Origin of the sequence: Sporosarcina sp. P19, assembly GCF_002743165.1 — a bacterium.
GTDB lineage: Bacteria > Bacillota > Bacilli > Bacillales_A > Planococcaceae > Sporosarcina > Sporosarcina ureae.
In genome coordinates this window covers 41,169-57,209 of sequence record NZ_PDYR01000011.1, presented here as the reverse complement: position 1 = coordinate 57,209, position 16,041 = coordinate 41,169, and the positions used below count along the sequence as shown (strand labels likewise).

Here is a 16,041-nt window from a genome sequence, read left to right as displayed (position 1 = left end):
GTACCTTTATGCATACAATTCCGTTACTAGAGACGAGCAGATATCAGGCACTAGTCGATAGTCTAAGTAAATACCAATTAGTTACACATACGGATGGCGATGGTCTAATCACCTACGCCAATCAAAACTACCTAACCGTCAGTGGTTGGACACCTAAACGCATTTTAGGAAAATCTTTCTGGCAAATGTTTTCGGATCAACCTGAAAGCCAGGAAATAGCGAACTCCATTTGGGATTGTTTGCTGTCAGGGAAAACATGGGCGGGTAAAATAGAAAAAATGTCTCGCAAAGGTGAATCATTCTATGTGAATACACTCGCTGTCCCTACCCTCTCCGACTTCGGAGAACTGCAATCCGTATTTTTCTTGGAGCTAGATATTACGGAAGATGTTCGTTTGCAGGAACGCTTAGGAGACATTGCATTCATTGATGTAGAAACAGGACTCATGAGCCGCCATAAGCTAGAACAAGTAGTGAACGAATACATCGCAAATGCTAACCATTTTTCATTTGTCTATTTGACGATCGATCATTACTTCACTATGAAAGAGCTGCAATCCCAAGAAACTGAGACGCAGCTGATTCAAGAATTTACCAATCGATTAAAACGTTATTTCCAAGATAATCCGATTGCACGTATCGATACGAATAGCTTTGTTGTGCTGACAGCTTTCGGCGATTGGTATATTCAAGGATTCTATGATTTCTTAAAGCAACAGCCGATCTACCTCAGCCACAATGCGCAAACACTTTCGATCAGTGGTGGGATTGTACGTTTCCCTGAAGACCAGAAAACATACACGCAACTATACAAAGTTGCGATGACTGCCGCAGATGATGTCATTAGTCAAGGTGGTGGACGGATTGCTTCACTGTCTGCTGAGTCCCATAAAATTCTGAACCGCCGTTTGGAAATTGACCGCAAGATGCTGACAGCACTAGATCGCAATTCATTGCATGTAGCTTATCAACCGCAATATGATGTGGCTAGCGAGAAAATTACATGCTATGAAGCGCTCGTTCGTTGGGAGGATGAAGATCTTGGCGTCATCAGTCCCGACGAATTGATTCCGATTGCAGAAGAAAACGGCTTGATCGAAGAAGTCGGTGCATATGTGGCAGAAGAAGCGATGACGTTCGTAACGAAATGGCATCGCGCCGGGAATGATATGAGTATTTCCATCAACTCTTCTATTCGTGAATCTTTGAATCCACAATGGAAAGACCGATTAATCTCCATCTTAAATGAAACAGGTTGCCCCGCAAATAAAGTGCATCTTGAGTTTACGGAGAAATTTGCGCTTAAAGCGGAAGAAGAACAATCCGTACTAGCACAAATGTCCGAACTACAAAACCTCGGTTTACAGTTCACTCTCGATGATTTCGGTTCAGGATATGCATCGTTGCGTTACTTGCAGCATTTACCGATCTCCAGCGTCAAAATTGACCGCGTCTTTATCGATGCGTTATTGAGCAATCCGAAGACGCAGAAATTGATCGAAGGACTGATCCAACTTTCCAAGAAGATCAACTTGTATACAATTGCAGAAGGCGTTAGCAATGAACAGCAATTTGAATTGCTGAAAGAGATGGGCATCGATGCTATGCAAGGTCATTTCATCGGAATGCCAATGCCGGCTGAGCAAATCGAAATTAAATAAAGTATCGCTATCAAATTAGATGGAGCTCCTTTCATAAAGAAAGGGCTCCATTTTTGTCTATCTTGTTCAGTTGTGGTTAGTCTTAGTGCGTTTGATTACAGCTTACTGTACGAGAGGTGAAAAGACAACCTTTTGATTGGTATGCGGGGTGGGGCTGGGCGGACTGTGTGGGAAGTATAGAGCGGATGGCGAACGTGATAGAGCGCTTGGATGGGTGGATTGAGCGGATGGCGAATGGGATAGAGCGCTTGGTTGGATGGATTGAGCGGATGCCGAACGGGATAGAGCGCTTGGTTGGATGGATTGAGCGGATGGCGAATGGGATAGAGCGCTTGGTTGGGTGGATTGAGCGGATAGCGGATGTGATAGAGCGCTTGGATGGATAGATTGAGCGGATAGCGAATGTGATAGAGCGCTCGACCAGCTTCATTGAGCGGATGGCGGCCACGATAGAGCGCTCGACAAAATAAATGAGCGCCCACCAATACTAGTGAGCGCTCAAGCCTTATTTTTCTATCGATTCACGGGGGGTACACTGTCCGATGTGTAGCTAGCTCTTTCTAACGTATCCAGCGGTGTGAATCGGTCTAATGTGTAGCTGTTTACTTCATTTACGGAAATCGTGTAAAGGGAATTGCCACTATACACTAGACGTTGGATTTCTTTTTCCCAGTCCATGTAGTTATTTGTCATGCGATTGGTTAGATCAGCTGCCTTAACGATACCATGTTCAGCTGTGATTTCGTAGATCATTGCGCCAGAGCTTTGTAGATCTAGAATGTTTTCACGCTTGGATTGCTCATACACTGAAATCGGGAAACCGAATAAGTTGCGGTTTGGATGGATGAACAACGCGTGATGATCGTGCTGGACTGAGGAATAGGTCCCTTGCCCTCCGATGACTTCAGATGCGGTTTCTTTGGGATTCGCAAAATCTGTTACGTCGAACACTGAGATTTTCATGCCGCCTGTTTGGATGATGGGCGCGCCGCCTTGTGGATTTTTCTTCGCGATTGTTTCATAGCCGAAGCCGATTAAATGGCCTTCATCAAGCGGATGCAAGTAGTTGCTGAAGCCAGGAATTTTCAGTTCGCCGAGTACTTTCGGGTTATTCGGGTCCGCAACGTCCATGACGAATAGTGGATCTGTTTCACGGAACGTTACCATATACGCTTTGTCTCCAAGGAATCGTGCGGAATAAATGCGTTCATTGACTGCCAGATTTTCGACTGAACCAACTTGTTTCATATTTTCGTCGAGGATGAATAGATGGTTCTTCGCTTTATTGCGTTCGTCCCAGAGATTACCTTCTGTTGTGACTGTACGAAAATAGCCGTTATGCTCATCCATAGAAAACTGATTTAAGATCGTCCCTTTTAGTTGTGCCGTTTGCTGGAAATGAACGTGCGTTTTGTCCAGGCTGAATTTGAAAATTTCGCTAGTGCTTTGCTGACTATCTTGGTAGTTTGTAGACGTCAAGTACAGATGATCTTCAGACATGTACAGTTGTTCGCCGCTGCCAAGATAAGCTTTCGTATTCATCCCACCTTTTTCATCCGACTCGATATCGAGTGTCGTGATGACCGAGTAGGAAGATTCCATCGCGCCTGGCAAAATCGAGATTTTAGCGAGTGTGAGCGGTTGTACTTTTTGATTGGATATAGAATCATAGACTTTTGGTACTAGCTGATCTTCTACCGGAGTTGGATGATCATACCAAAGGAATGGTTGATTGTTCGTGATCATATAGACAAATCGGCCAATTTTTCGTGTCCCGATGACGTAGCCTTCTGCACCTGTTTCGCGAATGAGTTTCGGATTCGTGCGGTCTGTGACGTCGTAGACACGAATGACGGACATTTGCTGCGTTGGCATCATGCGATCTTCAGTCATGTTCGAATCCATATTGGACGTCGATGCGTCTAGACTTTGGCCTCCGATTAATACGACTTTGTCTTGATCTACATACAGTTGGTTCGCATAGAACCCATCCGTGAAGTCGGTCTTGCTGGCACGGACCATCTCGTTTGGATTGCGGATATCCGTGATTATAAGTCCTTCACCATTTAGGACATCGTAGAGGAAATCACCGTCTGTTTTGACAGTATCCGCTTCATCTACTCCGGCTACTTGTTGATTGGTTTGTGAATGATCGTTACCACCGCCAGAAGCTTTATCTTCCGAAGAAGACTCCTCCATAATTTCACTGCGTCCCTGAGGTTTCACCCGCTCAAAGAAGTTCTCTATTTCTTTCATAGAAGTGACAGGCTGTACGGATTCGAGGACGGTGAATGAAAGCGCTTGGTCTTCTGCGCGTTTCCATATGCCAAAACTATTCGCTGGAATATGCAATGTATAGTCTCCCGGTTGCAGCTCCCCTACTTGCAATGATTTCTTTTCATTTCCGTACGCCAGCTTGGCCGGAGTTCTCTTATTACTTTTCGTCACGTGAAACTGCGAAGCATCCAAGTTTCCTCTCACTGAATCCGTAAAGTAAACATGTAGCGACTGACCCGCGAGCACGGACTTCATCGATGTGATGCCTACTTTAGGCCAGAACAGGAAACTGATTAGCACTAGGATTCCAATCGTTCCAGCTGCACCTAACACTATGAGCCATCTACCTGTATTCATAATTTTCATCTCCTTTTATTTAGTATGTAGTAGAGTAGACTGAATTTTTTTAGTTTCGTTACATCCTATTTAAAAAAGCTAAAACCACTCTTTTTATAGAGTGGTTTTAGCTTAGTTATAGCTTCTTCCATTGTTTATCGCCTTTAACATTACTGATTGATTGTCCCGTATGAAATAGATTTTCAAGCTCTAGTTCATCCAGATAGCCTCTCAATTCAAGCATAACGTGATTAGTATCGATCGTCTCCTTGTTGAGTAGACTTACATTCACTGCAAGCGGTACTTTCATTTTTTGTCCCGGTTCAATTTGCAGTCCAAGGTCAGTTGAGTACTTGAAGGGGTTTTCTGCCCAACCTTTCTCTAGTTTCACTTCGAAACTGAAGATTAATGTAGGCTGGTGAATTACCCTATTGGTGTCATTATTTATTTCAATTAAGTATTCGATTTTTCCATCTTCTAACGGTTTTTCTTGTAACACCTTGAGTTGTAAATTTTCTAGATCTTCATAAAGACCTATGGCTGGTACAACCTTTTCATTTTCCGTATTCGACTCTTGCAACAATGGTAACACGAGTAGAAAAAACATCACGGTGGCTGTCGCGACAACACTCCAGATTACAATACTCTGCTTTTTTCTACGGGGTTGAATTCTGTTGTCTTTCTGGTAGCTTCGGTCCTTTTTATGTTCGGTCATCGTATCCCCTCCTCTCTCTGTTACGTTTCTATTAATATTTTGCGGTAGTAACATAATGTATGCAGTAGACGTCTTGTATCGAATTGATTTTGAACCATTTCTTTGATTACAAAAAAAGGAAGAGCATAAAAACCGCTCTCCCTTTTTTTATTTACACGCTAACAATCGATAATTTTCTAAGCTGTTCAATCGCTTGTTCAATCAATTCGACTTTTTGCACGAGGGCAAGGCGGACGTAACCTTTTCCTGCGGTACCGAAGATGCTGCCAGGTACCATGACGACGCCCGCTTGTTTAATAACTTCAAAGACGAATTCTATGTCGGCGATGTCGTATGGATACTTCGCCCAGACGAACATACCGCCTTCAGATGGGGTCGTTTCCCAGCCTAGTGATGCGAGTCCGTCCATTAACGCGTGGTGGCGTTTAGAGAACTCGGCGCGTAGGCGATCCGTGATTTCTTCACCGTTATCGAGTGCCACAATGGCTGCTTCTTGGATTGGTCCGAATGTTCCATAGTCGAGGTTGGATTTCAGTTCGCGTATCACTTTGATCATTTCTGCATTTCCGACGAAGTAAGCAATCCGTGCGCCAGCCAAGCTGAAGCTTTTTGACAGCGAGTTGATTTCCAAACCGACTTCCATTGCGCCAGGTGTTGTGAGGAAACTTGCTGGACGGTCGCCAGTGAAATAGTATTCCGAATACGCTGCGTCATGAAGCACGATAATTTCGTGTTTCTTTGCGAACGCTACAACTTCTTCAAAAAAGGCTTCACTTGGCATTGCCGGTACTGGGTTTCCTGGTAAGTTTAGGATAAGTAGTTTAGTCTTTTTCAGCACGTCTTCCGGGACTTCATTCAGATTAGGCAAGAAGTCGTTTTCCGCAAGTAATGGCATGTAATAAGGCACTGCGCCTGCTAGTTTGATCCCTGCGTCATAGGCGACGTAGGCAGGATTCGTTGTTAGGACGTAATCTCCTTCGTCACAGAATGCGAAAGGTAAATGAACGAGACCTTCCTGTGAACCCATTGTCTGCAGAATTTCTGTATCGGGATTGATGATGACACCTGTGCGTCGTTTGTAATAATTTGCGACGGCTTCATGGAATCGCTTCGTCCCTCCCAGTGTGTAACCGTAAGATGAGGCCAACGCGCTATGCTCAGACAACGCTTGACGTACACGCTCGTCAGGCGGAAGATCCGGGCTGCCGAGACTCAAATCGACGACTTGCGCGCCTGTTGCTTTTTTTAACTCAGCAGCTGCTTTTAAGTCACCAAAGATTGCTGGTGAGAATATGGACATTTTTTTGGAAGGTTGAAAGTTCACGAAGACACGCTCCTTAGCTGTTATATAGTACTACACGACTTTATTATAACACGCAAAAACACCGCTTGGATTAATTTTATACCGGACATTTGAATGTTTGGTCATGAGCAATCGGGGAATACTTTTGGTAACTATGTATTGAGGAGGATATTACATGAGCCAAAACCCATACGAAAAAATCGACGACAACATTTCAGGACAGACACAATCTACACAGCCCGGTGTCGAGGAAAAGATGGACCCCGCGCCAATTTACGATGACCCGAATTTCAAAGGTGCCGATAAACTCAAAGGAAAAACTGCACTAATCACAGGCGGCGACAGCGGAATTGGACGAGCCGTCGCGGTTGCCTATGCGAAAGAAGGTGCGAACGTCGCCATCGCATATTTAGCTGATCAGGAAGATGAGGATGCCGATAAAACAATTGAATTAATCGAGAAATACGGTGGTAAAGCAAAAAAATATCAAACGGATATTAGCAGCGATCAAAACTGTAAACAACTGATCCGCCAAGTGATAGAAGACTTTGGCGAACTCAATATACTAGTTAACAATGCCGGTAAACAGTTCCCGCAAAAATCTATCGAAGACATTACGGAAGAGCAGTTGAAGGAAACATTTGAAACGAACTTCTTTGGGTTGTTCTTTATGTCCAAAGCTGCCATTACACATATGAAAAAAGGCGACTGCATAGTCAATACTTCTTCGATAACAGCCTATAACGGATCACCTGGTTTGCTTGATTACTCCGCGACAAAAGGGGCGATCACAAGCTTTACACGTTCATTGGCATTAAATTTATCGGACAAAGGAATTCGTGTCAACGCAGTGGCACCAGGACCGATCTGGACACCGCTGATCCCTGCCACATTTGACGCGAAGACGGTGGATGAACATGGTGCAGACACACCGATGAAACGCCGTGGACAGCCTGCTGAGAACGCACCCGCGTATGTATTCTTAGCTTCACAGGACTCGAGCTATATGACTGGACAGACGATACACGTCGATGGCGGAGATTTTGTTGGGTCTTAATTCGGCATACATGAAGGGTAGAGCGTTAAGCACGACCGCGCTACACCCTCAAAACCAGAAATTCCGCACACAAAAAAAACGATGCGGTAAGCCATACCGGCTTACCGCATCTTTTTCATTCCTCAAACGGCCACTTAGGCAACATCCGATTCAACTTCTTATCACTACGCTCCCCAAGCACATACTCCGCCTGCATGATCGTATGGATTTCCCGCGTGCCCTCGTAAATAACAGGCGCCTTCGAATTGCGTAAATACCGCGCAACCGGATACTCATCCGAATAGCCATACGCTCCATGGATCTGCACAGCATCATCTGCAGCTTGATTAGCAAAATCACACGCTTGCCACTTCGCGAGTGACGTCTCGCGTGTATTCCGAACACCGCTATTCTTCAACTCACCCGCACGATAGACAAGAAGACGACTCATCTCATAACCCGCTTCCATCTTCGCAAGCATCTGCTGGACTAGTTGGTGTTCACCTATTTTCTTACCGAATGTTTCACGCGTGGTTGCATACTGTACACTCGATTCAAGACAAGCGTACAGTAATCCCACTGCACCTGCCGCCACCGTGAAACGACCGTTATCCAGCGCCGCCATCGCAATCTTGAACCCTTCGCCTTCTTCACCTAATAGGTTGGCAGCCGGTACACGAACGTCTTCAAAGAATAGCTCACCCGTGTTACCTGCCCGAATGCCGTACTTCCCTTTGATTGCCTTTGATGAAAATCCCGGCATGCTTCGCTCTACAATAAACGCGCTGATGCCGTGGTGCTTCTTTGATTTATCCGTGTAAGCAAAAACGAGAAAGTTGTCTGCCGAATCACAAAGTGAAATCCAGGTTTTCTGACCGTTCAATACATAGTCATCGCCATCACGAACCGCGGTTGTCTGAATGGCGGAAACATCTGAGCCGGCGCCTGGTTCCGTCAATCCGAATGCACCGATTTTCTCGCCTTTCGCTTGCGGTACTAAATACTTCTTCTTCTGCTCTTCCGTTCCCCACTGCATCAACGTCATGCAATTCAAGCCGATGTGTACAGAAACCGCGGTGCGAAAAGCCGTGTCTCCACGTTCGAGTTCCTCGCATAAAATCGCCAAAGCATTATAATCCATCCCGCTGCCACCGTACTTTTCCGGGACACAGACGCCCATAAATCCAAGGTGCGCGAGCCGTTTCCAAATTCCTTTGTCAAAACTTCCTTCTGCATCCCATTTCGCAATATGCGGCATAATTTCCGCATCTACAAACTGTCTTGCCGTCTGTCGCAACATGTTCTGTTCATCTGTAAATGTAAAGTCCATCTTCGTGTCCTCCTTTACAATGAAACTAGGCTTTTTCGATGCGTGCGTTCACCGCAATCTGTCCTACTGGTATGCGGTATACGCGGTTATATAACTGTCGATAAAACTTACGGAACTGCCGCTCGTTCAATGCAGGCAGTGCCGTAGTTGTCATTAATAATAACGGGTGCTTGAAATTGGTTAGCTTCACTGTTTGATCCAGTGTCAATCCATTCCGTTCATAAAATGCGATACGTCGTGTCCGAATTGATAATTCTTCTTCATTCCGAGAAAGGTCGGGATCTTCCACTTCAAGTAAAATTCCCGCTGGTGATAACGCATCTAAACGGCGAAGCATAACGCTGCCTAAGCCATATGAACGGAATTCCGGCGCAATTGCCAAGTAGAGTACGTGAATACCTCCATATTTCGGGATTTCCTGATAGATGGCATAGCCGTAAACGTTAATACCGTCCGTCAAATAGACTGCACGCAAGATGTTTTTCTTAAGTGCGTTGCGCATAATCGGGAATGGAATATGGTCGAGAAATCCGAAGTCTACTAGCACGAATTTGAATAATCTATTCAATGTCCGTCGATTCGTTGCGAGATGCTGTAATCCCATCTGTGATGTATTCAATGTTTGTTGTTGCATTTCACTTCACTCCTTAGAATTACGAGGAGATGGTCTGTTGAGATCTAAATCCACGCTTTCTTACCAGTATATACTGTATCAGGCCTGTTGTACGTCAATAACCACTCCGCGTTTCTTCATTTCAGCGATATACAGTTCGCCAGGCACGATGTTTTCCGGTGGATAAGCGCCTCTTTTCGTGATGATTCCATTGCCGATCATTTGCGCTACGACAGAAATAGTGTTGGCCGTTGCGAGTGCCATAGCCGTTTCATTCGTGTTCGGGTCTTTTTCCGTAATCATATTAAACGTCACCGTCTGCGGATGATCGTCTTTCGTACCGCTCACTATGACGCGAAGTAAGACAGCGTCCGATTTATCTCCAAGGCGTAATTGCGGCGTCAAATGAGCGAGCATGACGTCGCGCACACGTAAAGGTCTACCATCTACTTGAATTGTAGAATCTCTAGATAGCAAGCCAAGATCAACTAATAGCTGCGCCTTTTCTGCATGACCCGGGTAGCGGATTGTCTTGTATTCTAGTGTTTCGATGTTAGGGAATGATTCAAGCATCGTCGACGTACCGCCTGATGTATGGAAGGCTTCCATTTCGCCATAGCCATCGAATTCTAGCGTTTCGATTTCCGATAATGAAGGTAATTCCTTCACTTCACCATTTCGCATAACGCGAGATGAATCGGTATAATGATCGAATAATCCTTCCAATGAAAAGACAACATTATAGTTCAGTGGCGGTTCGGATTTGACCGGAACTCCGCCTACGTACAGTTTGATCGACTTGATTTCATCTAGTAACGACGCGCCATATCCTGACAGAATATTAATCATACCGGGCGCTACACCAAGGTCTGGAATTAACGTCACGCCTTTTGCAGCAGCCTGTTCACTTAGCGCGAGCACTTTTTCCGTTGCTCCACCGATATGTCCGCCTAGGTCGACAACATGTACGCCACGTTCTACTGCACAGCGTGCGACCGCTTCATTGAATGTATAAAACAGTGCGTTGACAACAATATCACCAAGTCCGATGACGTCGCTCAGTTGCTCTTCATTTGTAGCATCGAGCAATAGAATGTCGAGCTTTTCATTCAGTAGTTCTTCGGCGAAATCTTCCGCTTGCCGAATTGCGCGGTCCGCGAGATACACTTTTCTCACTTCGTCCTGCTTGACTAAATCACGAACGACTTCTTTTCCCATTAATCCTGCACCTAATACAACAACTTTCATCTGTTCATCCCTTCTTCCTGTGAGTTCATTCCGTATCGATTTGTGCGCGTTGCAACTTGCCGCTGTAATCGATGTAAATGCTCTTCCATTCCGTAAAGACATCCAGTGCCGCAACTCCAGAGTCACGATGACCGTTCCCCGTCCCCTTCGTTCCGCCAAATGGCAAATGAATTTCCGCGCCCGTTGTGCCTGCATTGATATAGACAATACCCGTATCGAGGTCGCGTTGTGCGCGGAATACTTTATTGACATCTTGCGAGAAAATGGAACTGGACAAGCCATATGCCACGCTGTTATTCACTTCGATCGCTTCATCCAGACTGCTGACCGTAATCAATGAAACAACTGGGCCGAAAATCTCTTCCTGTGCAAGTCGACTATTCCACGCGACATCCGCAAACAATGTAGGTTCAAAATAATGACCAGTAGCGAATTTGCCTTCATTCAGCACATTTCCACCTGCCACTAGATTCGCACCTTCGCTTTTGCCGATTTCGATATAGCTTTGGATTTTCTCCAGCGCTTTTTCATTAATCACAGGGCCGACTTTCACCGTTTCGTCCAGTCCGTCGCCCATCGTCAGGTCTTGCATGCTCTCTAGCAGACGCTTCTGCAACTCTTCTTTGACGTCTTTATGAACGATTACCCGACTGCAAGCTGTACAGCGTTGTCCTGCCGTTCCAAATGCGCTCCATAAAATACCTTCTACCGCTAGCTCGATATCTGCATCTTCCAACACGATGACCGCATTCTTGCCGCCCATTTCAAGAGACACTTTCTTCAAGTGACGACCGCCTAATTCCGCAACGTGGCGACCTGTTTCCGTCGAGCCAGTAAACGAAATAACGCGGACGTCGGGATGTTCGATCAGCGCAGTACCAACATCTGAGCCTGAACCGAAGACGATGTTCGCGACACCATGTGGCAAACCCACTTCTTCGAAAATTAACGCCATTTCATACGCCATCAACGGTGTTTCTGTCGCCGGTTTCCAAATGAATGTATTCCCCGCCACAATTGCCGGAAACGACTTCCACGTAGCAATCGCAATCGGAAAATTCCACGGCGTGATCAGACCGACCACGCCAATCGGTGCACGAACGCTCATCGCGAACTTATCCTGCAACTCAGACGGAACCGTTTCACCAATCAAGCGTCGACCTTCTCCCGCCATGTAGAACGCCATATCGATTCCCTCTTGCACCTCTCCACGGGCCTCTTCTATTACTTTACCCATTTCCTTCGTCAGTACTTGCGCTAGATGTTCTTTTTTATCTTTCATCATACGGCCAATTTCATAGAGATAATCCGCACGTTTCGGTGCTGGCACCAAAGCCCACTTCTTCTGCGCCTTCTTCGCCGCAGCCACCGCCTGCTGCACCTCTTCCTCCGTCGACAAAGGCACCTGCGCCAACTCTTCCCCATTTGCTGGATTGAGCACAGCAGCATAACTAGCAGCTTCCCCCTGCCAAACACCATCGATGTAATTAGTTAGCTTCATCCATACTACCCCTCTCTACTCCATATCGTTTTCGTAAGTTGTCCCTATTAGAATTGTTCGACAATATATCATCCTATTCCTTTAAAGCTAGAAATATTCCGGAAATTTAAATAAGATATGCAACCTTGGAAAAGCATTGCTTTCAGTGAGTTGCTTGAGGATGCTTCCTTGCTAAGCCTACGGTTTGGAGGTGCCTTCGTTTAGTTAATGAAAGGAATCTTTACACATCACTAGTTTTAGAAACGTAAAGTAGTTGATCTGCGTTTTAGGCGGCGACTCCCGCAGGAAAAGCATGAGCCTTGAGACCCCGCAGGAACGCAGTGACGAGGAGGCTCAAGCCATGCCCGCAGGAAAGCGTCCACCTAAAACGCAGATTAACGGTGCCTTCTCATCGCTCACCAATGCCAACACAAAAGGCCGCCACAGCAAGTCGGAACCTCCAACTCGCCATGACGGCCTACATTCATTACAACAAATACCAAATATAATGCGCTTCCTCATGACTACCCGGTATAAGCGCAACACTCTTCGGATAACTCATCTTCTCCACAGCCATCTCCATCAACTTACTCACATGTGGATTCAATTGTTCCGCCTTAGCAAACAACTCCAAAGCACGCTCCGAAGACTCACCTTGCGCACGCTCCATCTCCACCAACCACGACAAATACCAATACGCTGCATCACCTTCAGAAACTTCTTCAGTCGCCTCCAGCAGTCGCGCAGCCTGATCAATTTCGCCTTGATGAATCAACGAAGAAACCGCCAAGTACCGTGCACGTTGATGATCAAAGAGGTCGAGCGACAGCAGACGTATAAACATCTCGCTCGCGTCCGCAAAACGGTCTTGCTCATAGAGCCACACGCCGTACTGCAACAAACTACGTAAATACGGACGATTCGGTGCGAACTTCCACGCGTCTTCCGCACGATTATCAAACTGTTTTTCACCAGAGAATATAGCTTGTTTAAAGAATTTCTCCTGCTCGTCCTTCGAATCTGTCAGCTCCGTCTGAAGTAACAACGCATCGACATTCGTCGGATCAGCGCCATACGCACCTACCGCGAAGTCATGTCGTTGTTCAACCGTTTCGGCATTGTATGCCATATAACAAAGCATCTGTGCTTCTTGTTGCTGATTTTCCGGCTCGAACGGTTGCTGCATTGCTTCTTGAATGTATGCTTGTGCTTCTTCTAACGAATCAAAGTTATGCTTTTGCGTCAACATATGCACTTGCCAATTCATTTGCTCAGATGGAAGTGGATTGGTTCCAATAGGATATGCAGCATCCTTCTTCCCTTCCTCCATCATCTTCTCGAGTTCATCAATCTTCTCTAGCAAAACATCCGTATGCTTTCGGAATGAAGATACAGAAACGTCGAACAGTTTCCCTACTTCCGCTTGTGTGTACGTATTCGGCATCATGTTCGTGTCCACTGCCAATTGGAAAGCTGCTGCGGCGAGTACTTCCGGCTTGCGGAACTTCGGAGCTTGATCGGTAAAGTAATACGCCATCAAGGACAGTACCATTTCATACGCACCCGGGTATAGCTCTTCCTTTTCGAGTTGAGCATCCAGAATTTCTATCACTTCGCGCTGTAACGGTGTGAAGTTCTGCTCGACTACGTCAGATAACGTCTGAACGTCGAGCTTACAAACGACTTCGTAAATGTCGACTAGATGCTTCTTGAAGAAATCGAAGCTATTCTTTTCGTCACTCGTTTCAGCTAGTTCCTGCACACGCGTCAATAGTTCCTCACTCATATGCTCATTCACTGCGATGGCAGAAATCGGCATGACCCAGCGCTCTTCATTGCGCATCTCTTCCAGGACGATGGCAACGACGGCGCGAACATCTTCAGGCTCGCCTGCTTCTCTCGCCAATAAATACTCGCCACTCCCAAGAATCTCTTTCATATGGTAGACTTCTTTCTCCGCCTTCGTCACTTCCGCGAACGTTATAAAAGCATTCTGCCAGCTCTTCAGAATAGCTCGTACCCCTCTGTTTTGCGTACGGTTCAACGCTTTTACTAGGTGGCGTCTCCAAAGATCTTTACGAACGATGAAGAAATAATAATCGCTCACATTCGTCACGAGTTCCTCTTCTTCCATCCACTCACCCAGACGTCCAGCCCACTCTTTCAATAATCCTTCTAATGATTGAATCTCAGCAGGAGACAATGAAGTTTCATAATAGCTGTTTAATACTTTCTTCAGTTCTTCTTGAACGATATTTGTGCCCGGCATATCTGTTTTGCCGCAGCAGTTCTCTACAATTTCCCCGCTTCCGCATGGGCACTTTTCTTTGTTCCCTATCACATCGAACACAACCTTTTCTTTTTACTATACCATACTAAAAAGAAGCTCCGCATGCATAGTAGCATACGAAACTTCTTATTCTACTTTTCGGACTGTTCCTTCACTTCACCCATAGTTGGCGAAGTCGGTGGCATGACCCGTTTAATGAATAACGATAGAATCAATGCAATGGCTGTAATAACCGTTGAGATGAAGAACGCGTGATTGACACCGTCGAGCATCGCCAAACGTCCAATCTCTTCTGTCATAGTGGACACATTGACTCCAGACGCGGCCAAATCCTTTGCTTGTGCCACTGCCGATGCATCCAACCGTTTTGTCATGAGTGTCAATAACAATGCCGAACCAATAGCACCAGATACTTGCTGCAATGTGTTGTTCATTGCGGTACCATGTGGATTCGAAATCATCGGCAACGAGTTCATTCCGTTTGTCATAACCGGCATCATGACCATCGACAAACCAAACATCCGGAATGTATATACGCCCATCAAATAATAATAGCCTGTATCCATCTGCAATTGGCTCAATAAATACGTCGTGAATACCGAAATAGTCAGTCCCGTATAGACTAGGGCACGCGGACCGTATTTATCGAATAAGCGACCTGTAATCGGCGACATGATACCCATTAACACTGCACCTGGCAACATGAGCAATCCTGCATCTAGCGGTGAAATACCTCGAACATTTTGCACATATAACGGTGTCAAAATCATTCCGGAAAACATCGCTACTGCTATTACCATGGATATGACGGAAGCGAGTGCAAACATCGGATACTTGTAAATTCGAAAATCAAGCATCGGCTCTTTCATACGTAATTGTCTTACAATAAACCATACGAGCGATACGGTACCGAGCGCAATCGTGCCATAGACAATTGGAGTACTCCAACCCTTTTCACCTGCAGAACTGAAGCCGTATAGCAAACCGCCAAAACCAATTGTCGATAAGACTAACGAGAAGAAATTAATGCGTACATCACGATTCGGTGTAATATCCTTGAGTTTGAAGATAGCAAGAATCAGAGTCAGCAATGAAATCGGCAAGACAATCTCAAACAATGTACGCCACGAATAATGTTCAACTACCCAGCCAGACAATGTGGGTCCGATCGCCGGTGCCGTGAACATTACCAGACCGAACATACCAAGTGCCGCTCCCCGTTTTTCGATCGGGAATGCTGTCAACATAACATTCATTAACAACGGCATCATCAGTGCAGAACCAGATGCTTGAATCATACGTGCGACGACTAGTAAAGAGAATGTCGGAGCGATGATCGCAATAAACGTCCCTAACGAGAAAAGCACCATCGCTGTAATGAAAATCCTTCTATTGGTAAACTTCTGTATGAAAAACGCACTTGCCGGAATCATAATCCCGTTGACCAGCATATAACCGGTCGTCAACCACTGAACGGCCGATGGCGTAATCGAAAACTCTTCCATAATGACCGGTAATGCGATATTCAACAAAGTATTATTCAAGATAGCAACAAATGCACCAATGAACAATATAGCAATGATCCCATAAGGCGGTTTCTCATGCATTTTTTTTATTTCTAATGATTCCACCATTTTATCCTCCTATAACATGTATAAAATATGTCAGATTTATATTTTATACCGCTAGTACATTTATTACAACTAATAAATTTCAAGAGGATTAAACGCTTGATATAACAATGTTTTAAGA

General features: G+C 45.5%; 12 protein-coding genes. 3 read left to right on the top strand and 9 right to left on the bottom strand.

What is annotated here, in order from left to right; translation table 11 throughout:
* The first annotated feature begins 8 nt into the window (after positions 1–8).
* Positions 9–1,661 (top strand): sensor domain-containing protein, encoded by a 1,653-nt coding sequence (locus CSV74_RS12105; protein ID WP_099691848.1) that lies wholly within the window; start codon positions 9–11, stop codon positions 1,659–1,661.
* Between the two features lie 116 nt (positions 1,662–1,777).
* Positions 1,778–2,047, top strand: a complete 270-nt coding sequence (locus CSV74_RS12100; protein WP_143560769.1) for a hypothetical protein — start codon at positions 1,778–1,780, stop codon at positions 2,045–2,047.
* A gap of 127 nt (positions 2,048–2,174) precedes the next feature.
* Here the strand turns inward: CSV74_RS12100 and CSV74_RS12095 are convergent, their stop codons facing one another.
* From CSV74_RS12095 to CSV74_RS12085, 3 genes are all read right to left on the bottom strand, one after another.
* On the bottom strand, positions 2,175–4,295 hold the full coding sequence (locus CSV74_RS12095) for a beta-propeller domain-containing protein (protein WP_158231795.1): 2,121 nt from the start codon (positions 4,293–4,295) through the stop codon (positions 2,175–2,177).
* Positions 4,296–4,410: 115 nt separating this feature from the next.
* Complete coding sequence (locus tag CSV74_RS12090) at positions 4,411–4,989, bottom strand: hypothetical protein (RefSeq protein WP_099691845.1); 579 nt, start codon at positions 4,987–4,989, stop codon at positions 4,411–4,413.
* A gap of 151 nt (positions 4,990–5,140) precedes the next feature.
* Positions 5,141–6,313 (bottom strand): aminotransferase class I/II-fold pyridoxal phosphate-dependent enzyme, encoded by a 1,173-nt coding sequence (locus CSV74_RS12085; RefSeq protein WP_099691844.1) that lies wholly within the window; start codon positions 6,311–6,313, stop codon positions 5,141–5,143.
* 154 nt (positions 6,314–6,467) lie between these two features.
* On the opposite strand from CSV74_RS12085, the gene CSV74_RS12080 reads away from it, so the two are divergent.
* Positions 6,468–7,349 carry an SDR family oxidoreductase gene (locus tag CSV74_RS12080; RefSeq protein ID WP_099691843.1) on the top strand — a complete coding sequence of 294 codons (882 nt, stop codon included), beginning with the start codon at positions 6,468–6,470 and terminating at the stop codon, positions 7,347–7,349.
* A 115-nt stretch (positions 7,350–7,464) separates the two neighbouring features.
* Here the strand turns inward: CSV74_RS12080 and CSV74_RS12075 are convergent, their stop codons facing one another.
* The 6 genes from CSV74_RS12075 to CSV74_RS12050 all read right to left on the bottom strand — a co-directional run bounded on the left by CSV74_RS12075 (position 7,465) and on the right by CSV74_RS12050 (position 15,923).
* Positions 7,465–8,658 (bottom strand): acyl-CoA dehydrogenase family protein, encoded by a 1,194-nt coding sequence (locus CSV74_RS12075; RefSeq protein ID WP_099691842.1) that lies wholly within the window; start codon positions 8,656–8,658, stop codon positions 7,465–7,467.
* 25 nt (positions 8,659–8,683) lie between these two features.
* Positions 8,684–9,292, bottom strand: coding sequence for a GNAT family N-acetyltransferase (locus CSV74_RS16530; RefSeq protein WP_199170350.1), 609 nt, complete (start codon positions 9,290–9,292; stop codon positions 8,684–8,686).
* A 78-nt stretch (positions 9,293–9,370) separates the two neighbouring features.
* Positions 9,371–10,519, bottom strand: coding sequence for a saccharopine dehydrogenase family protein (locus CSV74_RS12065; protein ID WP_099691841.1), 1,149 nt, complete (start codon positions 10,517–10,519; stop codon positions 9,371–9,373).
* A gap of 25 nt (positions 10,520–10,544) precedes the next feature.
* On the bottom strand, positions 10,545–12,020 hold the full coding sequence (locus tag CSV74_RS12060; protein ID WP_099691840.1) for an aldehyde dehydrogenase family protein: 1,476 nt from the start codon (positions 12,018–12,020) through the stop codon (positions 10,545–10,547).
* Between the two features lie 466 nt (positions 12,021–12,486).
* Positions 12,487–14,340, bottom strand: a complete 1,854-nt coding sequence (locus CSV74_RS12055) for a tetratricopeptide repeat protein (RefSeq protein WP_099691839.1) — start codon at positions 14,338–14,340, stop codon at positions 12,487–12,489.
* 80 nt (positions 14,341–14,420) lie between these two features.
* A complete protein-coding gene (locus CSV74_RS12050) occupies positions 14,421–15,923 on the bottom strand; it encodes an MDR family MFS transporter (RefSeq protein ID WP_099691838.1) in 1,503 nt (500 codons plus the stop codon).
* Positions 15,924–16,041 lie beyond the last annotated feature (118 nt).